This window comes from Klebsiella planticola ATCC 33531, from assembly GCF_000735435.1.
Classification (GTDB): domain Bacteria; phylum Pseudomonadota; class Gammaproteobacteria; order Enterobacterales; family Enterobacteriaceae; genus Klebsiella; species Klebsiella planticola.
The window spans coordinates 106,875-126,572 of record NZ_JMPP01000022.1 but is presented as its reverse complement, the minus strand read 5'-3'; the positions used below and the strand labels follow the sequence as shown (position 1 = coordinate 126,572).

The 19,698-nt window shown below is 56.4% G+C and carries 16 protein-coding genes and 1 pseudogene; 7 read left to right on the top strand and 10 right to left on the bottom strand.

Annotation, left to right across the window (positions count from 1 at the left end; all coding sequences use genetic code 11):
- Positions 1-250: 250 nt before the first annotated feature.
- Positions 251-2,245 (top strand): transketolase, encoded by a 1,995-nt coding sequence (gene tkt, locus GRPL_RS14845; RefSeq protein ID WP_032699037.1) that lies wholly within the window; start codon positions 251-253, stop codon positions 2,243-2,245.
- On the opposite strand, the pseudogene GRPL_RS14850 reads toward tkt, so the two are convergent.
- The 3 genes and pseudogenes from GRPL_RS14850 to aegA all read right to left on the bottom strand — a co-directional run bounded on the left by GRPL_RS14850 (position 2,214) and on the right by aegA (position 5,983).
- A pseudogene (locus GRPL_RS14850) lies at positions 2,214-3,280 on the bottom strand (DUF1176 domain-containing protein). The gene tkt and the pseudogene GRPL_RS14850 overlap by 32 nt on opposite strands.
- Positions 3,281-3,346: 66 nt before the next feature.
- Positions 3,347-3,943: a GDP-mannose pyrophosphatase NudK gene (nudK, locus tag GRPL_RS14855; protein ID WP_032686539.1), complete on the bottom strand. Its 597-nt coding sequence runs from the start codon at positions 3,941-3,943 to the stop codon at positions 3,347-3,349.
- A gap of 57 nt (positions 3,944-4,000) precedes the next feature.
- The gene (aegA, locus tag GRPL_RS14860) at positions 4,001-5,983 is read right to left on the bottom strand and encodes a formate-dependent uric acid utilization protein AegA (protein WP_032699036.1); all 1,983 of its coding nucleotides are present in this window, start codon (positions 5,981-5,983) and stop codon (positions 4,001-4,003) included.
- 380 nt (positions 5,984-6,363) lie between these two features.
- Between aegA and acrD the strand changes: the two genes are divergently transcribed.
- Complete coding sequence (gene acrD, locus GRPL_RS14865; protein ID WP_032686537.1) at positions 6,364-9,477, top strand: multidrug efflux RND transporter permease AcrD; 3,114 nt, start codon at positions 6,364-6,366, stop codon at positions 9,475-9,477.
- Between the two features lie 137 nt (positions 9,478-9,614).
- On the opposite strand, the gene ypfM is transcribed toward acrD, so the two are convergent.
- Complete coding sequence (gene ypfM, locus GRPL_RS27720; RefSeq protein WP_100181659.1) at positions 9,615-9,674, bottom strand: protein YpfM; 60 nt, start codon at positions 9,672-9,674, stop codon at positions 9,615-9,617.
- 410 nt (positions 9,675-10,084) lie between these two features.
- Here ypfM and GRPL_RS14870 point away from each other — a divergent pair, with 410 nt between their 5' ends.
- From GRPL_RS14870 to GRPL_RS14880, 3 genes are read left to right on the top strand one after another with little or no spacing between them, the layout of a single operon-like run.
- Positions 10,085-10,441 (top strand): ArsC family reductase, encoded by a 357-nt coding sequence (locus GRPL_RS14870; protein WP_032699035.1) that lies wholly within the window; start codon positions 10,085-10,087, stop codon positions 10,439-10,441.
- A gap of 3 nt (positions 10,442-10,444) precedes the next feature.
- The gene (dapE, locus tag GRPL_RS14875) at positions 10,445-11,572 is read left to right on the top strand and encodes a succinyl-diaminopimelate desuccinylase (RefSeq protein ID WP_032695538.1); all 1,128 of its coding nucleotides are present in this window, start codon (positions 10,445-10,447) and stop codon (positions 11,570-11,572) included.
- A 29-nt stretch (positions 11,573-11,601) separates the two neighbouring features.
- On the top strand, positions 11,602-11,802 hold the full coding sequence (locus GRPL_RS14880) for a YpfN family protein (RefSeq protein ID WP_004866145.1): 201 nt from the start codon (positions 11,602-11,604) through the stop codon (positions 11,800-11,802).
- A 101-nt stretch (positions 11,803-11,903) separates the two neighbouring features.
- Here GRPL_RS14880 and ypfH read toward each other — a convergent pair whose 3' ends face one another.
- The 6 genes from ypfH to dapA all read right to left on the bottom strand — a co-directional run bounded on the left by ypfH (position 11,904) and on the right by dapA (position 18,435).
- Positions 11,904-12,602: an esterase gene (ypfH, locus tag GRPL_RS14885; RefSeq protein ID WP_004866158.1), complete on the bottom strand. Its 699-nt coding sequence runs from the start codon at positions 12,600-12,602 to the stop codon at positions 11,904-11,906.
- Between the two features lie 76 nt (positions 12,603-12,678).
- Positions 12,679-14,679, bottom strand: coding sequence for a tRNA(Met) cytidine acetyltransferase TmcA (locus GRPL_RS14890; protein WP_032699034.1), 2,001 nt, complete (start codon positions 14,677-14,679; stop codon positions 12,679-12,681).
- Between the two features lie 12 nt (positions 14,680-14,691).
- Positions 14,692-15,561, bottom strand: coding sequence for a KPN_02809 family neutral zinc metallopeptidase (ypfJ, locus tag GRPL_RS14895; RefSeq protein WP_032686532.1), 870 nt, complete (start codon positions 15,559-15,561; stop codon positions 14,692-14,694).
- 121 nt (positions 15,562-15,682) lie between these two features.
- On the bottom strand, positions 15,683-16,396 hold the full coding sequence (gene purC, locus GRPL_RS14900) for a phosphoribosylaminoimidazolesuccinocarboxamide synthase (protein WP_004866167.1): 714 nt from the start codon (positions 16,394-16,396) through the stop codon (positions 15,683-15,685).
- A 109-nt stretch (positions 16,397-16,505) separates the two neighbouring features.
- Positions 16,506-17,540 (bottom strand): outer membrane protein assembly factor BamC, encoded by a 1,035-nt coding sequence (gene bamC, locus GRPL_RS14905; RefSeq protein WP_032686530.1) that lies wholly within the window; start codon positions 17,538-17,540, stop codon positions 16,506-16,508.
- 16 nt (positions 17,541-17,556) lie between these two features.
- Positions 17,557-18,435, bottom strand: coding sequence for a 4-hydroxy-tetrahydrodipicolinate synthase (dapA, locus tag GRPL_RS14910; protein WP_032686529.1), 879 nt, complete (start codon positions 18,433-18,435; stop codon positions 17,557-17,559).
- A 153-nt stretch (positions 18,436-18,588) separates the two neighbouring features.
- Here dapA and GRPL_RS14915 point away from each other — a divergent pair, with 153 nt between their 5' ends.
- Both GRPL_RS14915 and bcp read left to right on the top strand, forming a co-directional pair.
- A complete protein-coding gene (locus tag GRPL_RS14915) occupies positions 18,589-19,158 on the top strand; it encodes a glycine cleavage system transcriptional repressor (protein WP_004866176.1) in 570 nt (189 codons plus the stop codon).
- Between the two features lie 3 nt (positions 19,159-19,161).
- Positions 19,162-19,632 carry a thioredoxin-dependent thiol peroxidase gene (bcp, locus tag GRPL_RS14920; protein WP_032686528.1) on the top strand — a complete coding sequence of 157 codons (471 nt, stop codon included), beginning with the start codon at positions 19,162-19,164 and terminating at the stop codon, positions 19,630-19,632.
- Positions 19,633-19,698: the final 66 nt, after the last annotated feature.

Genomic DNA, 19,698 nt, shown 5'->3' with positions numbered 1-19,698 from the left:
GCGTAATGACTATCCTGGTGCCCACCCCAGGTGGCGCATAGTATCTCGCCTGACGGCTTTTCAAACTTTGAACGCCGCCAAACTCTCGCCATCGCAATGGTATATTTGTTATCGATTTATAACATTTATGTAACCTGATTTCGAAAGCAATGATAGTCCCGTCTGCTATGCTTTTTAGTTATCCACCCCATAAACGCCTCGACAGACAATCAACAAAAACTCATGCAACATCTTGTTTCAGGAGTCCATTATGTCCCGAAGAGAACTTGCCAACGCCATTCGCGCCCTGAGCATGGACGCTGTACAGAAAGCCAACTCCGGCCACCCCGGCGCCCCGATGGGGATGGCGGATATCGCCGAAGTCCTGTGGAATGATTTCCTTAAACACAATCCGGGGAATCCGCACTGGTATGACCGTGACCGCTTTGTGCTCTCAAACGGTCATGCGTCCATGCTGCTGTATAGCCTGTTGCATCTGACCGGCTACGATCTGCCGCTGTCCGAACTGAAAAACTTTCGCCAGCTCCATTCCAAAACCCCCGGCCACCCGGAACACGGCTATACCCCCGGCGTCGAGACCACCACCGGCCCGCTTGGCCAGGGGCTGGCCAACGCCGTCGGCATGGCGATTGCCGAGCGCACGCTGGCGGCGCAGTTTAACCGTCCCGGCCATGACATTGTCGATCACTATACCTGGGTGTTTATGGGCGATGGCTGTCTGATGGAGGGGATTTCCCACGAAGCCAGCTCGCTGGCGGGGACGCTGGGTCTTGGCAAGCTGATCGGCTTCTACGACCATAACGGCATCTCAATCGATGGTAAAACCGACGGCTGGTTTACCGACGATACCGCCGCGCGCTTTCGGGCCTATCACTGGCACGTGATTGGCGATATTGACGGTCACGACCCGCAGGCAGTGAAACAGGCAATTCTCGAGGCGCAAAGCGTCACGGATAAACCTTCGCTGATCATCTGCCGCACCGTGATTGGCTATGGCTCACCGAATAAAGCCGGTTCGGAAGAGTCCCATGGCGCTGCGCTGGGGGAAAAAGAGGTGGCGTTAGCCCGCGAGAAGCTGGGCTGGAAACATCCGCCGTTTGAGATCCCCAAAGAGATTTATCAGCAATGGGATGCCCGGCCGCGCGGCGAGCAGGCAGAACAGACGTGGAATCAGCGGTTCGCCGCGTATCAGCAGCAGTATCCACAACTGGCGGCGGAGCTAAAACGCAGAATGGACGGCGCGCTGCCGGAGAGCTGGGGCGATGCGGCGCACGACTATATCGCGCAACTGCAGGCCGAGCCGGCGAAAATTGCCAGCCGTAAAGCGTCGCAAAATGCCCTGAACGCCTATGGACCGCTTCTGCCGGAGCTGCTGGGCGGGTCGGCGGATCTGGCGCCGAGCAACCTCACCATCTGGTCCGGGTCAACATCGATCAAAGAGGACGTGGCGGGCAACTATATTCATTATGGCGTGCGCGAGTTCGGCATGACGGCGATCGGCAACGGCATAGCCCTTCACGGCGGCTTTATCCCTTATACGTCCACCTTCCTGATGTTTGTCGAATATGCGCGTAACGCGGCGCGAATGGCAGCGCTGATGAAGGCCAGACAGATTATGGTCTATACCCATGACTCGATTGGGTTAGGGGAAGATGGTCCCACTCATCAGGCGGTCGAACAGCTGGCCAGTCTGCGATTGACGCCGAACTTCAGCACCTGGCGCCCCTGCGATCAGGTCGAAACGGCGGTGGCGTGGCAGGCGGCGATTGAACGGCAAACCGGCCCCACTGCGCTGATTCTGTCGCGGCAAAACCTGGCGCAAATGGCGCGGACGCCGCAACAGGTACAGGATATTGCCCGCGGCGGCTACGTGCTGAAAGATGCGGGGGGAAAACCGGATTTAATCCTGATAGCCACCGGTTCCGAAGTAGAGATAACCGTGCTGGCGGCGGAAAAACTGCTCGCCAAAGGGGTTAACGTGCGGGTAGTCTCCCTGCCCTCAACCGATGTTTTCGATGCGCAAGATGAGGCATATCGGGAGTCGGTTCTTCCGGCTAACGTCAGCGCCAGAATTGCGGTTGAGGCCGGTATCGCCGACTACTGGTATAAATATGTCGGGCTGAAGGGCGCCATCGTGGGAATGAGAAGCTACGGTGAATCAGCGCCGGCGGAGAAGCTGTTCCCGTTCTTTGGCTTTACCGTCGAGCATATTGTCAGTCTCGCGGATGAAATATGTAACGGGTAACCCATAGCGTGGGCCAGGCATCTGGCCCCTGCCAGTTATCACACTGCGGCTGCTGCGCATAGCGAACCAGGCTAAACCGCTGGCCATCATAGCGCCAGCGGGTCTGAACCCCGCAATCGCCGGGGCCGCGCCCTTTATCCAGAGTCACCAGCTCGTGACGTCGCTCATCAATACTGGCATTAATCAGTTCAATATCACGCGCCGCATTGCCCGGCGGCTGGAAGGGCAGCGTCAAACGGACCTGGCGGGCCACATACGGCTGCTGGCGCGACACCAGCCAGGCCAGCCAGATGGTGTTGTACGCTCCGGCTTCACAGCTGACCATCAGTAACACCTTCTCATCCGTCAACGCGGTAACCCGAATCTCACGGCGGAAAGGGTCCAGCGAACAGGCGCTATTGTTCATCCGCTCGTTGCCGTAATCCATCAGATCATTGAGCTCCTCCCGACTGAGCGGTGATTGCGAGAAGTCAACTTTGCCAACTGCCCGCAGCGCAGGTGCCGGAGGCACGCTAAGCGGCGGTTCTTCCCCCTTCCCCACCCACGCGGTTTCACTGCCGACACGCTTTTGATGGCTATCGATAAACAGCAGCGCGGCTTTCAGCCCTTGCAGAGAAATGCTTTGCAGTCCGTTAACCAGGGTTATCGCCTGTCCTTCCTGCACCTGCTGGAGAAAAGCATCGATCGTCACGCTATCTCCGGTTTTGATCAGCTTATCCGCAACCAGCCAGTGTTTATCGGTCAACGCCAGCGGTTTACCGTCAAGCAAAAGACGAGGAGCGATCGGCGCCAGGGCGGCCACCGGGTTACCGATACCGCCCAGCTCAATGCGCAGGCTGGCATCCGTAACGGCGCCGGCGCTGCGGCTGAGAGTCATAACCAGTCCGTGATGCAGACCGACGTTGCGAGCGACGCAGAAATTCTGATTATTGCAGGTGACCAGCCAGTCGCCGAATAGCTGTTGTACCGGCGCCGCCCACGCCCACGACGCCGGTAGTAAACCGAAAAGCAGAAAAAAAGAACCCGATAAAGCATGCGCGGCACAACCCCAGAGAAGAACGCTCAAAACAGCAGCCATCTTCACCAGCGGCGGCACGTTACTCAATCAGATTTATCAGATAACCCCGCCATCAGTCCCGATGTTTGCAGGTATTGCAGCAGAATCACCGCCTTGCCATCGCGTATCGCGCCGTCGGCGACCATCTGCAATGCCTGGCGAAAAGGCAGCTCCAGTACCTCGATATCTTCATCTTCAACGCCGCCGCCGCGCGTTTTGCGCTGCGCATCGCTGTACTCGGCGATGAAGAAGTGGACAATTTCGGTCACCCCGCCGGGAGACATATACAGCTCGAACAGCTTATGCGCATCGCCGACTTCGTATCCGGTCTCTTCGATGGCCTCTTTGCGGATGCAGGCTTCAGGCTCGTCGTTATCCAACAGCCCGGCGCAGGTTTCGATCAGCATTCCGTCCTCGTTACCGTTGACCCAGGTGGCGACACGAAACTGACGGACCAACACGACGGTTTGCTTGCGACGGTTATACAGCAGCACCGTGGCGCCGTTGCCGCGATCGTAAACCTCGCGCTTATGACGGACCACGCTGCCGTCGCTACGCGTCAGCTCGTAGGTCATATTGCGCAAAATAAAGTAGTTTTCAGAGAGGAGTTTATCTTTGATAACGTTGATGTTGAGTGACATACGGCCCCGCAGCGTGGAATGACGCTGTCATACTACGCTGCGGAGTCGGGTTTGTCGTTAGTGAAGCAGGGCCGATTTTACGCCGAGATAATCCATGATCCCCTGCGCCGCATGGCGGCCTTCGGCCATCGCCGTCACCACCAGATCGGCGCCGCGGACGGCATCTCCGCCGGCAAAAATTTTGTCGTGCGTGGTCTGATAGCGGTAGCGGCTCTCGACACTGGCCTTAATCCGCCCCCGGTCATCGAGCTGTACGCCGACGGACTCCAGCCACGGCATCCCGTGGGGATGAAAACCAAAGGCCATAATCACCGCATCGGCCGGCATCACGAACTCGCTGCCCGGCAGCGGCGATGGGCTGCGACGCCCCTGCTTATCCGGTTCGCCCAGCTGTGTGCGCAGAAAACGTACGCCGTTAACCCGGCCGTCGCTATCCAGTTCCAGCGTCACCGGCTGAACGTTAAATTCGAACGCCGCCCCTTCTTCACGAGCGTTTTTCACCTCTTTTTTCGACCCCGGCATATTGGCCTCATCGCGACGATAGGCGCAGGTCACCTTTTTCGCCCCGTGACGCAGCGCGGTGCGCACGCAGTCCATCGCCGTGTCGCCGCCCCCCAGCACCACGACATTCAGCCCGTGGGTATTGACGTAAGGCTCTTCGGGTTGCTCACTCAACCCCATGACTTGCTTAGTATTGGCAATCAGGAACGGCAGCGCATCATAGACCCCCGGGGCATCTTCATTCGGCAGTCCCGCTTTCATGGAACGATAGGTTCCGGCGCCAATAAATAGCGCATCGTACTCTGCCAGCAAGGTGGTTAACGCCACGTCCTTGCCCACTTCACACTCCAGTTCAAAGCGGATACCCATCTCAGTAAAAATCTCTCGTCGCCGGGCCAGCAGTGACTTTTCCAGCTTGAAGGCCGGAATGCCAAAAGTCAGCAACCCGCCAATTTCCGGATGACGGTCAAAGACCACCGGCTGCACGCCGTTGCGGATCAGCCGGTCAGCACAGGCCAGTCCCGCCGGCCCGGCGCCGATAATGGCCACTTTTTTCCCGCTGTCGACAACCCTGGAGAGATCCGGTCGCCAACCCTGTGCCAGCGCCCGATCGGAGATATAGCGCTCGATGTTGCCAATCGTCACCGCGCCATGTTCATCGCGCAGCGTACAGGCCCCTTCACACAGGCGATCCTGCGGGCAAACGCGGCCGGTTATCTCCGGCAGGCAGTTGGTTTGATGGGACAGCGCCACGGCGGCGTCGATATCCCCCGCTTGCAGCCGTTCAATCCACTGGGGTATATGGTTATGTAGCGGGCAGGTCCATTCACAGATACTGTGTTCGCCGCACTGCAGGCAGCGCTCCGAGGCCTGCTGCGCCTGCCCGGCGTTAAAGGGCAGAACGATCTCGGCAAAATCCTTCTTGCGGATCGCCGCGGCCCGTTTATCGGCCTCGCTACGCAGAGGCGTTGCCGCCATCTGGCTGACTTTTGCGCCAGCGCTCGGTAATGCCATATCGCCTGGTTGCGCATGCCACGGCCGCGCATCCATCCGCGCCGTACGCAGGCGTCGCTGTTTGGCCATCGCGGAAAGAGTCGCTTCCGTCGCCAGCTGCAGCGCCTGCGCCGGGCAGTTTTGCACGCAGGAAGGTCCGCCTTCACGGCCGCTGCACAGATCGCATTTATGTGCGGTGGCTTTCACTTTCCCCGCCGCCGCCGGTAACAGCACGATCTCCATGACGCCAAACGGACAGGCCACCATGCAGGATTTACAGCCGATGCACTTCTCCTCGTCAACCTGCACGCTGTCGTTTATCTGACGAATGGCATCATTCGGGCAGCTGCGGGCGCAGGGGGCGCTTTCACAATGGCGACATGTTATTGCGTTACGTTTTTGCTCGTGCTTCATCACGGTAATGCGCGGTAAGAAGCGCTGTGGGGTCAGGACGTGCTGCTCGTCGTTGTGTGCCATCACGCAGGCCACTTCGCAGGCTTTACAGCCGATACATTTGCGACTATCGCTGATAATAAAGTGGTTCATGGTATCCTTCGGTCTTTGCTAAATAACCCCTCGATTCGCATGACTATTTATTACCCGACAAAACGGGGCTGGAACAATGTTCATTTGCCCGAAATAGTTTTTTTCTGGAGATAACCCGTTTTGGATCAAATTCTTTGACTTAAATGAAATTGCGTTTTATTTAACGTAGCAAGCAGAAAACTGTCTAACGATGGCAAACAGGCCCCGGGGTAAGCGGCGGTTTTCGCAAAGAGAGTCGGAGAGTTCTTTACGGTGTCCGCTAAAGCCACACGATAAATTACACTATCTCCTTAATTTCTCCACGTTTGCCCGTGGCGTTGCCTATAAAGTGTCACAGACGGTGCGGTAACAAAAATGTACACAATGAGGTCTCAATTCTGATGGCGAATTTTTTTATCGATCGCCCCATTTTCGCGTGGGTTCTGGCGATCCTGCTATGCCTGACCGGAACGCTCGCAATCTTGTCACTTCCCGTTGAGCAATATCCCGATCTTGCGCCGCCTAACGTGCGCATTACCGCCAATTATCCCGGCGCCTCCGCACAAACGCTGGAAAATACCGTCACCCAGGTTATCGAACAGAATATGACCGGCCTCGATAACCTGATGTATATGTCTTCCCAGAGCAGCTCTTCGGGCCAGGCGACGATTACGCTGACCTTTACCGCCGGAACGAATCCCAACGAAGCCATGCAGCAGGTACAAAACCAGCTGCAATCGGCAATGAAAAAACTGCCTCAGGATGTGCAAAATCAGGGGGTGACGGTACGTAAAACCGGTGATACCAACATTCTGACCATCGCATTCGTCTCAACTGACGGCAGCATGGATAAGCAGGATATCGCCGACTACGTGGCCAGTAACATTCAGGAACCGCTCAGCCGCGTGAATGGCGTTGGCGATATTACGGCCTACGGCTCGCAATACTCAATGCGCATCTGGCTTGATCCGGCCAAACTCACCAGCGTGCAGATGACGGCGAAAGATGTTACCGACGCCATCGAATCACAGAACGCGCAGATTGCGGTCGGCCAGCTTGGCGGAACGCCGTCGGTCGATAATCAGTCGCTCAACGCCACCATTAACGCCCAGTCGCTGCTGCAAACGCCGCAGCAGTTCCGCGATATTACGCTGCGCGTGAATCCGGACGGTTCGCTGGTGACGCTCGGCGATGTGGCGAAAGTCGAACTGGGCGCGGAAAGCTACGATTACCTCAGCCGCTACAACCGCAACCCGGCCTCCGGCCTTGGCGTGCAGCTGGCCTCGGGGGCAAACGAAATGCAGACCGCGGAGCTGGTGCTCAATCGTCTGGATGAGCTGTCGCAGTATTTCCCTCACGGCCTTGAATATAAAATTGCCTACGAAACCACCTCCTTCGTGAAGGCCTCTATCCATGACGTGGTAAAAACGTTGCTGGAAGCTATCGTGCTGGTGTTCCTGGTGATGTACCTGTTCCTGCAAAACATCCGCGCAACGCTCATCCCAACCATTGCCGTACCGGTGGTTCTGATGGGGACCTTCGCCATCCTGTTTGCCTGTGGCTACAGTATCAACACCCTGACGATGTTCGCGATGGTGCTGGCGATAGGTCTGCTGGTGGATGATGCTATCGTGGTTGTCGAGAACGTTGAGCGCATCATGAGCGAAGAGGGTCTTTCGCCGCGTGAAGCGACACGAAAATCCATGGGCCAGATTCAGGGGGCGCTGGTCGGGATCGCGATGGTACTGTCGGCGGTCTTTATCCCGATGGCCTTCTTCGGCGGCACAACCGGCGCCATTTATCGTCAGTTTTCTATTACCATCGTCTCGGCGATGGTGCTGTCGGTACTCGTGGCCATGATCCTCACCCCGGCCCTGTGTGCTACCTTGCTGAAACCCATGAAGAAAGGCGAAGAACACGGTAAAAAAGGCTTCTTTGGCTGGTTTAACCGTATGTTCAACCGTAACGCCAGCCGTTACGAAACCGCCGTAGGCAAAATTCTTCACCGTTCGCTGCGCTGGATAGCTATCTACGCGCTGCTGTTGGGGGGGATGGTCTTTATGTTCTTACGCCTCCCGACTTCGTTCCTGCCTCAGGAAGACCGCGGTATGTTCCTGACCTCGGTGCAACTGCCGAGCGGCGCAACGCAACAGCAGACCTTAAAAGTCGTGCAAAAAGTTGAGGACTATTTCTTTAGCCATGAACAGGCCAACGTTGCTTCGATTTTCGCCACCGTGGGCTCTGGCCCGGGAGGCAATGGTCAGAACGTCGCGCGCATGTTTATCCGCCTGAAAGACTGGGATGAACGGGATGCGAAAACCGGTACCTCGTTTGCGATCATTGAACGCGCGACAAAAGCCTTTAACAGCATTAACGAGGCGCGCGTCTTCGCCACTAACCCACCGGCCATCAGCGGACTGGGCAGTTCCGCCGGTTTTGATATGGAGCTCGAAGACCACGCCGGCAACGGGCACGCGGCGCTCATGGCAGCCCGCGACACGCTGCTCGATCTGGCGGCGAAAGACGACCGGTTGACCCGGGTTCGCCATAACGGCCTTGACGATAGCCCGCAGCTGCAGATTGATATCGATCAGCGGAAAGCCCAGGCGCTGGGCGTGTCTATTGACGATATCAACAACACGTTGCAAACCGCCTGGGGCTCAAGCTACGTGAACGATTTTATGGATCGCGGCCGCGTGAAGAAAGTCTACGTCCAGTCCGCCGCCCCTTACCGCATGCTGCCTGACGATATTAATCTGTGGTATGTGCGCAACAGCAGCGGCACGATGGTGCCCTTCTCGGCATTTGCCACCTCGCGCTGGCAAACCGGCTCCCCGCGCCTGGAGCGCTATAACGGCTACTCGGCGGTGGAAATCATCGGTGAAGCGGCTCCGGGCATCAGTACCGGTACCGCGATGGCTATCATGGAAGATCTGACCAGACAGCTGCCAAACGGCTTTGGGCTCGACTGGACGGCCATGTCCTATCAGGAACGACTGTCCGGCGCGCAGGCGCCGGCGCTGTACGCCATTTCGCTGCTGGTGGTGTTCTTGTGTCTGGCTGCGCTGTATGAGAGCTGGTCTATCCCGTTCTCGGTCATGCTGGTGGTGCCGCTGGGGGTTATCGGTGCGCTGATGGCCACCTGGATGCGCGGTCTTGAAAACGACGTGTACTTCCAGGTTGGCCTGCTGACGGTTATCGGCCTGTCGGCGAAAAACGCCATTCTGATCGTCGAGTTTGCTAATGAGCTCAACGAGAAAGGGGAAGATTTACTCGCCGCCACGCTGTCGGCCTGTCGCCAGCGTCTGCGTCCGATCCTGATGACTTCGCTGGCCTTTATTTTTGGGGTCCTGCCGATGGCGACCAGCACCGGCGCCGGTTCCGGTAGCCAGCATGCCGTGGGCACCGGGGTGATGGGAGGAATGATTTCCGCCACGGTCCTGGCTATCTTCTTCGTTCCGCTATTCTTCGTACTGGTACGTCGACGCTTTCCGCAAAAAGAGCGCCCGCAATAAGCCGGCAGGATCCTGAGCGTCCCGTTTCTTCCTCGGGAAATAACAAAAAGGCGACTGTCATAGTCGCCTTTTTTATCTGTTTAACACCGCCGGGCTATTATTTTAGCCTTACGATTACCCTGCTCACATTGAGGATTTTATTTACGCAGCATACCTTCAATAAAATCTTTCCAGTTCCCTAGTTCATGTTCAATCATAATAGCCTCTCTTATTATTATGGGTAATTTTATGCAAATCGGTTTGGGAAAGGAAGTGCATTAAGGTTATCACTGCGATTGCTGGTAACCCCTTCTACGCCATCATCTCTCTGATTTACTGCTACTATGGGCCCGGGAGTGGAAATTTAATGTGATGCATAGCAACATTTAGCAACATTACGCCTGTTTTCAGATAATTTACACTACCGATATCCTGCTCTTTATATCCCCTGCCTGCAGGCGATTTCCGGGTTATCGTTAGCGGACTGGTTAATATTCACCCAGTGCATATATAGAGGGTAAAAAAGGATATTTATTCACGCGATTCACGTATTATTTTATACAGCCTGCTGTATTCGGAAATTTCTGAGTTAATCGCTTAAACCAACGTAAAAGAAAAGGTTTCATTTATGCTGACTATGTACGGAATCAAAAACTGCGACACCATTAAAAAGGCCCGCCGCTGGCTGGAAGCGCATCAGATTGCATATCAGTTCCATGATTATCGTGCCGATGGCCTGGATCGCGAGTTGTTAAACACCTTTATCGCCGAACTGGGCTGGGAAGCATTACTCAACACGCGCGGTACAACCTGGCGGAAACTGGATGAAACCGTGCGTGCCGGTATCAATAACGCCGATGCCGCCGCCGCGCTGATGCTGGAAATGCCGGCAATTATCAAACGCCCATTGCTCTGCGCGCCCGGGCAGCCTATGCTGCTGGGTTTCAGTGAACTCACTTATAAGAAGCTTGTTAACGAGGTATAGTCTATGTCTTGCCCGGTCATTGAGCTGGCTCAGCAGCTTATTCGCCGCCCTTCCCTCAGCCCCGATGATGCGGGATGTCAGGCGTTAATGATTGAACGCCTGCGTGCGATTGGCTTTACCGTGGAACCGATGGATTTCGGCGATACGCAAAATTTCTGGGCCTGGCGCGGGCGCGGTGAAACGCTGGCCTTTGCCGGCCATACCGACGTGGTTCCGGCCGGCGATGCTGACCGTTGGATTAACCCGCCCTTCGAACCCACCATCCGCGACGGCATGCTGTTTGGCCGTGGCGCGGCAGATATGAAAGGCTCGCTGGCCGCGATGGTGGTTGCCGCCGAGCGCTTTGTCGCCCAGTACCCGAATCATAAAGGTCGTCTGGCCTTTTTGATCACCTCTGATGAAGAGGCCAGCGCGCATAACGGAACGGTGAAAGTGGTCGAAGCGCTGATGGCCCGCAACGAACGCCTGGACTACTGCCTGGTCGGCGAACCGTCAAGCACCGAAGTCGTCGGTGACGTGGTCAAAAACGGTCGTCGTGGCTCACTCACCTGTAACCTGACCATTCACGGCGTGCAGGGGCATGTCGCTTACCCGCATCTCGCCGATAACCCGGTGCACCGCGCGGCCCCTATGCTGACGGAGCTGGTAGGAATCGAGTGGGATAAAGGCAATGAATTCTTTCCCCCCACCAGCATGCAGATAGCCAACGTACAGGCGGGTACCGGGAGCAATAACGTGATCCCCGGCGACATGTATGTTCAGTTCAACTTCCGCTTTAGCACTGAACTGACCGACGAGATGATTAAAGCCCGCGTCGTCGAGCTGCTGGATAAATATCAGCTGCGCTATACCCTGGACTGGTGGCTGTCTGGCCAGCCGTTCCTCACCAGCCGTGGCAAACTGGTCGAAGCGGTGGTGAACGCCATTGAGCACTATAATGAGATCAAACCCCAGCTGCTGACCAACGGCGGTACCTCTGACGGTCGCTTTATCGCTCGCATGGGTGCGCAGGTGGTTGAGCTGGGACCGGTGAATGCGACAATTCACAAAATCAATGAGTGTGTTAACGCCGCCGACCTGCAGCTGCTGGCGCGGATGTATCAACGCATCATGGAACAACTGGTCGCCTGACGACCTCGACCTGAAAAGAGGAAGCGCACATGGAATGGCTAATCAACCACTGGTGGATTCTGGTGCTGGTATTTTTGGTGGGCGTCATGATTAACGTCATTAAGGATCTTAATCGCGTTGACCACAAAAAGTTTCTCGCCAATAAGCCAGAACTGCCGCCCCATCGTGATTGTAACGATAAATGGGACGATGACGACGACTGGCCGAAGCACGACCAGCCGAAGAAGTAAGATTTCGGCTCTGCCCCCGGTCAATCCCACACGGCCGGGAATCCCCCGGATAGCGGCGTGATACGCCTTATCCGGGGAGTACGTTCACGAAATCAGTTCGCTTAGAGCAATTCGATAATATCGTCGTCTTTTGGCGTACTGCCGCTCAACGCTTCGTCAAAATAGTGTTTCGGCACGGTATAGCGCAGGCGCTCAAGGGCAAACTGCATACTGCGATCGTCAATCGCGTGCCCCAGATCCTCGACAATATCCAGCGTCACGTCGCCACCCGCCTGCTGAAGCGCCTCCTGGGCCGAAACCGCCCACGCCAGATCGATAACGCGATCCTCGCCGCCGTGAATCAGATGGATGGTTGTCGCGGTGGTTGCCGACTGCGGAAGCGTCGCATACCGTCCGTTAAAGGCGATAACCCGTGATGCCAGCCCAGGCTCGGCTTTGATGCTCTCCAGAGACATAATCGCCCCCTGCGAGAAACCTATCAGTGCCGTCGCCCGCGGACCGACGCCGCTCTGTTTCTGCCAGTAGCGAACGGTCTCAATAAAGGTCGGCATAATGGCATCAATACGCGACTGGCGATTTTCCTCCGTCACCCCCTGAACCGAGAACCACTGGCGACCCGGCGGTGGACCGCAAGGTTCCGCGCCACCGATGCTGACGATCAGCGCATCCGGAAACTGCGGCGCAAACAGGCTACCGATTTGCCCCATTGCAACCGGGTTATCGCCGACGCCATGAAACAGCAACAGCAGCTGTTGGGCAGGTGTCGCAGGGCTTTGCACAATAAAATGGTCGTGTTTCATGGCTGTCTCCTTAGTTTACGTGGGCAGTTTACGCCGCACGCGGAATATGACCATGACATTTAACTGAATGAGTTAGTTAAAAAAATTGCAGTTCCCCAACCTGCTGACGCAGTCTCTCCGCCCGCGATGCGTCGAGGTTCAGCAGCGCCAGTCCCGCTTCTTCGCGCAGCCTGGCCAGCAGCGCTTTGCGTCCGGACAGACGCAGCCCGGCGCAAATCTCCGCTTCATCCTGGCGTTGCAGACGGGCGCGAAGCGCCGGAAGCGGCAGCCCGCAGTGAAACAGCAGGCGGTTCAGGCTGCCAATCACCGCCAGCAGCGGGCGATGGGCAAACGCGAACCCCGCCACATCCAGCCAGTCGTCATCCGTAAGCATAGCTGCTGGCGCCATCGGCCGCGGGAATAACGCTTCTCGCCACTCCCATAGCCAGAACTCATCGCGCGCCAGACGCTGCGACTCCCGTAGAACCAGTTCGTGCCCCGCAGGGGTTAACGGATAAAGCGCCATCGCCGTGTAGCACCCGCTGCTTGCCTCACGATGGGTACCTAAACGCACCAGCGTAAAACCGCAGCGCTGCCAGAAGCGCCCTAGCTCTGGCGTATAGCCAAAGCTGACCGATAGATAATCGAGGCCGTGGCTTTGCGCTACCGCCCGGGCTACCAGAGCCTGACCAAGCCCCTCGCGTTGTCGGGTCGGATGCACGGCGATACGGGTGATTCGCTGCCCCAATAGCGTAGCAGCCAGCGGGCTTCCGCCATGGGCCGCCAACGACTGCGCCACCAGATTACCGCGCGGGCGGCGAAAACCGGCCCATACCGCCCGACTGAGGGCGGGATCAAGCCCCCCCTCCTCCACCCGCCATACCGCCGCGGCCACGCCGTTGCTCGTGCGGGCGCAGGTAAAATGCTGACCCGGCGCATCCATCATCCGCCGCAAATCCAGCGGCGATGTGCGGTAATGTGCGCCGGAGAGCAGTTGATACATCGCCTCGGCAAGCCCGTCCTGCTGCTGCCAGCTGTCCTGACTCACCGCCTCAAACGTCACCTCGCCCGCTGGAGATTGGGTAAAGGTTTCATCGCCAAACAGGAGTAATTCACTGACCAATGCTTCCAGCGGGCAGCCAGGGGCCCAGCGGATAGGATCAAGCAGACTAAACTGGCGCAGGTGAGGAAAGCTGGCGCAAAACTTGAGCAGAAAACCGCGGCCGGTCCCTTCATAACCCTGCACGGTCGTGGTCAGTAAGGTGCGAGGAAAACGGGTGACCAGCTGGCGAAGCAGCGGCCCGGGAATGGCTGCCGCTTCATCAACGATCAGCCATGACGCTCGAATATCGCCAGCCAGCAACGCATCCGGCGCCATAAAGCGAAAACCGTCACCGGCGAACGTTGCCATCACCTCGGTCGCGCCGCGCGCTGGGGCGGTAACGATGGCATCGCCCGCCAGCTGACGTATCAACATTCCCGCCAGCGCGGATTTTCCCCGTCCGCGCTCGGCGGTAACCGCGGCAATGCCCGCAGGAAGTGTGCTCAGACTGGCCAGAATAGCGGCCTGTTCGGCCTGAGGATGGCCATCAGCTGGATACCAGTGCGGTCGTGGCTCCTCCTCCGGTAGCATCAGCGGTTCATTCTGACGCCAGACGATCGCCTCAGGATTCGCACAGACTCGCTGACAAAAACGGTGGACAAAATGGGGAGTGGGAATAGGCTCCGACGCGTCGCTCCAGCGCAGAGAATCGGCATCGGGCCGCGATGGCCAACAGGTAAAAGAGGGGGTCAGCAGGATCAGCCAGCTTCCCGCTTTCAACGTCCCGCTCAGCGCGGCAAAAGCCGCCGCGTCGAAGCCGCTGCGAGCATCAAAGAAGGCGTGGTGATACTCACGTCCGAGGAGAGATTTGAGGGCTTGCGGCGAGATACAGGGCTCTTCCATAGGCTGCGGCCCCACCCACAGACCATCGCCGGCCAGCCGTTTACGCAGCAGCAGCGCCTGTTGCAGGCACCACGCGTCGTCGCCGCTGAGCACCAGCAGACGACGAATGCCCTGCTGCGCCATCCGCGCCGTCAGGTTAAGTAATTCATCCATTTACAGCGGCGGTCAGAGCGCATGACCAAATGTATTGCACTGCGCCGGGTCTCCACTGTCAAAACCGCGCTTAAACCAGGTATAGCGCTGCTGCGAAGTCCCGTGAGTAAAGCTGTCCGGGACAATGCGCCCCTGGCTTTGCTGCTGCAGGCGATCGTCGCCGATAGCCTCTGCGGCATTCAGCGCTTCCTGCAGATCGCCGGTCTCCAGCACATCCTGATTCTGCATGCTGTGCCCCCAGACGCCGGCAAAGCAGTCCGCCTGCAGCTCCATTTTCACCGACAGGCGATTAACTTCAGCCTGCGACGCGTGTTGCTGCAACTGACGCACTTTGGATTCAATACCCAGCAGCTTCTGCACGTGATGCCCGACCTCGTGAGCAATCACGTAGGCCTGCGCAAAATCGCCATCCGCGCCGAGCTTGTTTTTCATCTCATCATAGAACGAGAGATCGATGTAGACCGTGCTATCAGCCGGGCAGTAGAACGGTCCCATAACGGACTGGCCGGTACCGCAGCCGGTCCGCGTGGCGCCGCGATAGAGCACCAGCTTCGGCTGCGGGTACTGACGGCCCATCTTTTGGAAGATAGCGCCCCAGGTATCTTCGGTATCGGCAAGAATCACCTTCGTAAACTTCGCGGCCTGCTCTTCCTGCGGGCTGACAGAACGTTGGGTGGTGGTTTGCTGCTGTGAAACGGGCTCTCCGGTCAGCATTCCGGTCAAATCCACGCCGTAATAGCCCGCAACCAGCACGATAATCAACAGGACGATACCGCCCTTCCCGCTGGGAAGACGGAAACCACCGCCGCCGCCCAGGGGCGAGCCGGAATCATTACGTCGATCTTCTACATTGTCGCTTTCGCGACGTCCTTGCCAGCGCATAGGCACCTCAATCCATCAAATTCTCGAATATGAGAGATCGTAGGCGGTTCGGCGTAGAATTACCACTGGAAACAACAAGAAGAGCGCCAGAAGGTAGAGTGACCTTCTGGCGAAGGGAGGATTAGTCGAGCTTAACGCCAAGGCGATGGGCCACTTCTTCGTAGGCCTCAATCAGGCCGCCGAGGCTCTGGCGGAAGCGGTCTTTGTCCATTTTGTCGAGGGTATTTTTATCCCACAGACGGCTGCCATCTGGCGAGAACTCATCGCCCAGCACCACTTCGCCCTTGAACAGACCAAACTCAAGCTTGAAATCGACCAGGATCAGGCCGGCATCATCAAACAGCTTTTTCAATACGTCGTTGGCTTTAAAAGTCAGTTCCTGCATGCGCGCGAGGTTCTTTTTGCTTACCCAGCCAAAAGTCTCGCAGTAAGACTCGTTGACCATCGGATCGTGCATCGCATCATTTTTCAGGAACAGATCAAACAGCGGCGGATTGAGTTCAATCCCTTCTTCAATACCCAGACGCTTAACCAGAGAACCGGCGGCGCGGTTACGGACTACGCACTCCACCGGAACCATCTCCAGTTTTTTCACCAGACATTCGGTATCGGAGAGCAGCGCTTCCATCTGAGTCGGGATACCGGCTTCTTCCAGTTTGCTCATAATGAAATGGTTAAATTTGTTGTTCACCATGCCTTTACGATCGAACTGCTCAATGCGCGCGCCATCCCCTGCTGAAGTATCGTTACGGAATTCGAGTACCAGCAGATCCGGATTCTCCGTGCTGTAAACGGTTTTCGCTTTACCACGATACAACTCAGCTTGCTTTTGCATCTTTGTCACTCCAGTGAAGATATAGACGATAAAAATTGCGCTTTTCTGCCGACGCACACGTTTGCGTCACTATACATGAAAAAGGGCTGGATTGCTCCAGCCCTGTTTATTACTTACTGAATGCGGCCTGGAATACGGCTACCAGGGCGTCATTCTGCGACTGCGTCAACGTATGGCCTTTCGGATCGATGAACTGCAGACTGCTGCGGTTATCGAGGTCACCGACCTGCAGTTTGTAGTCACCTGAAACCAGCTGCGGATCGCTGGCGCCCAGCGCCTGCCAGCTGCTGTCAGACAGCGGCTTGTAGGTCAGCGCCATGCTGCCTTGCGAGCGGGTGCTATCCGTCACCTTCATGCCCACTTTTTCCAGTGCGCCCGGCAGACGTTGCCACACCATGTTGAACGGTGCGCGAACAACCAGCATTGGCAGCCCCGTATCGTCGGCAGCGCTCTGCACATCGAAGGTGGCGCCGGCATTTTTCTGCGCCGCATTCTGCGCATTGGTGGCGTTCATATCCAGACCTTCGGAAATGACGTTCAGCATTGAGGTGCTATAGCGTTGCAGAGAAGCCGGATCGGATACCGGTTTCCCGGCCTGCTCCAGATTCACCAGCTTCACGATAACCGCCTGCTGATAACCCTGCGGTTTCACTGAGATTTGATAGCGACCACGATACTGCTGGTCTTCATCGAGGCGATTCCATTCAACCCAGTCGGTATTCAGCGTCTGGCTGGCATCGTCACGTTTGGTGATGACATAGTTCTTAGACTGTATGATGCTGGCTACCTGCGCCCACAGCGAACCGCTACGACCGTTCTCGACCATCAGCGTGGCGGTATCACCATTGAACTGAGTACGAGCGCCGCTCACCAGTGCCAGAGGCTGAGCCGGTGGGCGGATGTCCAGAGCTTTGCCCACTGCGCCTGTGCTGGTCGCAACCGGAATATTATAATCACCAACCTGAACCGGCAGAATCATACCCGCAGGTGCGTGAAGTTCACTGAGCGGCGTAGCTTGCAGATAGACCTCATCGCCTCCCACCTGACGTTTGTAGCGTGAGTCGGAACTACAGGCCGCGAGAAGCAGGACCAATGAAACACCCGCAACCTTCGTCAGGCGCGACTTCTGTACTGAGTAAGCCATCAAATCTCCCTAAACTTTACAGCAAACCGGCATGCTTCAGCGCTGCGGTAACGGCCTGAGTACCCTGTTCGGTAATCGGCGTCATCGGCAGGCGCAGCGTATCGGTTGCCACAAGACCCAACGCCTTACATGCCCATTTCACGGGGATCGGGTTGGGTTCGACAAATAATTTTGTATGCAATGGCATCAGACGTTGGTTAATTGCACGAGCTTGCGCAAACTGGCCTTCTGCAGCCAGTCGGCACATATCCGCCATTTCGCGAGCCGCAACGTTCGCCGTTACGGAAATCACGCCCTGACCGCCGAGCTGCATAAAGTCCATTCCGGTGGCATCATCGCCGCTCAACAGAATAAAGTCATCTGAAACCAGCTCTTTGATCTGATGAACACGACTTAAGTTCCCCGTCGCTTCCTTAATACCAATAATATTTTTTACTTCCGCCAGGCGACCGACGGTTTCCGGCAGCATGTCGCAACCGGTACGGGACGGCACATTATACAGAATTTGCGGCAGGTCGGTGTGTTCTGCGATGGCTTTAAAGTGTTGGAACAGCCCTTCCTGGGTCGGACGATTGTAATAAGGAGTGACCGTCAGGCAACCGACAACACCGCTATTGTTAAAACGTTTGGTCAGGCTAATCGCCTCTGCGGTTGCATTTGCACCGGTACCTGCGATGACCGGGATACGCCCGTCAGCAAGTTCAAGCGTCATCATCACGACATCGCCATGCTCTTCATGGCTGAGGGTCGCGGATTCTCCGGTAGTCCCTACCGAAACGATCGCCGAGGTTCCGCTGGCGACATGGTAATCAATCAGTTTTTTCAGGCTTGACCGGCAGACATTACCGTTTTCATCCATCGGCGTGACAAGCGCTACAATACTTCCCGTGAACATGGGCCATCCTCAGAGCTGAAGTGCGACAAGATTCTCAATGTTACGTTTGGTGCCGTAATAAAAGCAAGAGACCCGATGCCATCAGGGATGTTGTATGCCGGTTTTTTTTATGCTTTCCTAATGTTACCTCACCTTTTTAAAGGAAGAACAGGTTTGACCGCCTCATTACAACACTATCTGGTTATTACCGCTTTGGGCGCTGACCGTCCCGGCATCGTGAACACCATCACCCGCCACGTCAGCAGCTGCGGCTGTAATATCGAAGACAGCCGGCTGGCCATGCTTGGTGACGAATTCACGTTTATCATGCTGCTTTCAGGTTCATGGAACGCGATTACGCTTATCGAATCGACCCTGCCGCTGAAAGGTGCTGAGCTGGATTTGCTGATCGTGATGAAGCGGACGACCGCGCGGCCTCCTCAGGCCATGCCAAACACCGTCTGGGTCCAGGTTGAGGTACCGGACTCGCCGCATATTATCGAGCGTTTCACTGCCCTGTTTGACGCGTGGAATATGAACATCGCCGAACTGGTTTCTCGTACCCAGGTCAGCGGTGATGACGATTCAGCGCAGTTGTTTATTCAGATAACCGCACACAGCCCTGCAACACAAAATGCATCAAATATCGAACAAGCGTTCAAAGCCCTATGTACAGAACTGAACGCACAAGGCAGTATTAACATCGTTAATTATTCACAACATGATGAACAGGATGGAGTTTGAGTAATGAATCCACTGAAAGCCGGTGATCTTGCACCGAAATTTAGCTTACCGGACCAGGACGGCGAGGAAGTAAATTTGACCGACTTCCAGGGACAGCGTGTTCTGGTTTATTTTTACCCGAAAGCCATGACCCCGGGTTGTACCGTTCAGGCCTGCGGCCTGCGCGATAATATGGATGACTTAAAAAAAGCGGGCGTTGAGGTGCTGGGTATCAGCACTGATAAACCGGAAAAACTCTCCCGTTTCGCCGAAAAAGAGTTGCTGAACTTCACGCTGCTGTCTGATGAAAATCACCAGGTGTGTGAGCAGTTTGGCGTCTGGGGCGAAAAATCGTTTATGGGGAAAACCTACGACGGTATTCACCGCATTAGCTTCCTGATCGATAGCAACGGCAAAGTCGAACACGTGTTTGATAACTTTAAAACCAGCAATCACCACGATGTGGTGCTGAACTGGTTGAAAGAAAACGGCTAACGTTCTACCTGACGCAGGACGCCGGGTCGCAATTCACTGACCCGGCGTCCGTTTTCTTCCCTGCGT

Bases quoted from the DNA above. Each gene is read 5' to 3' on its own strand.
- tkt (WP_032699037.1), top strand. From the start codon at position 251: ATGTCCCGAAGAGAACTTGCCAACGCCATTCGCGCCCTGAGCATGGAC.
- nudK (WP_032686539.1), bottom strand. From the start codon at position 3,943: ATGTCACTCAACATCAACGTTATCAAAGATAAACTCCTCTCTGAAAAC.
- aegA (WP_032699036.1), bottom strand. From the start codon at position 5,983: ATGAACCACTTTATTATCAGCGATAGTCGCAAATGTATCGGCTGTAAA.
- acrD (WP_032686537.1), top strand. From the start codon at position 6,364: ATGGCGAATTTTTTTATCGATCGCCCCATTTTCGCGTGGGTTCTGGCG.
- GRPL_RS14870 (WP_032699035.1), top strand. From the start codon at position 10,085: ATGCTGACTATGTACGGAATCAAAAACTGCGACACCATTAAAAAGGCC.
- dapE (WP_032695538.1), top strand. From the start codon at position 10,445: ATGTCTTGCCCGGTCATTGAGCTGGCTCAGCAGCTTATTCGCCGCCCT.
- GRPL_RS14880 (WP_004866145.1), top strand. From the start codon at position 11,602: ATGGAATGGCTAATCAACCACTGGTGGATTCTGGTGCTGGTATTTTTG.
- ypfH (WP_004866158.1), bottom strand. From the start codon at position 12,602: ATGAAACACGACCATTTTATTGTGCAAAGCCCTGCGACACCTGCCCAA.
- GRPL_RS14890 (WP_032699034.1), bottom strand. From the start codon at position 14,679: ATGGATGAATTACTTAACCTGACGGCGCGGATGGCGCAGCAGGGCATT.
- ypfJ (WP_032686532.1), bottom strand. From the start codon at position 15,561: ATGCGCTGGCAAGGACGTCGCGAAAGCGACAATGTAGAAGATCGACGT.
- purC (WP_004866167.1), bottom strand. From the start codon at position 16,396: ATGCAAAAGCAAGCTGAGTTGTATCGTGGTAAAGCGAAAACCGTTTAC.
- bamC (WP_032686530.1), bottom strand. From the start codon at position 17,540: ATGGCTTACTCAGTACAGAAGTCGCGCCTGACGAAGGTTGCGGGTGTT.
- dapA (WP_032686529.1), bottom strand. From the start codon at position 18,435: ATGTTCACGGGAAGTATTGTAGCGCTTGTCACGCCGATGGATGAAAAC.
- bcp (WP_032686528.1), top strand. From the start codon at position 19,162: ATGAATCCACTGAAAGCCGGTGATCTTGCACCGAAATTTAGCTTACCG.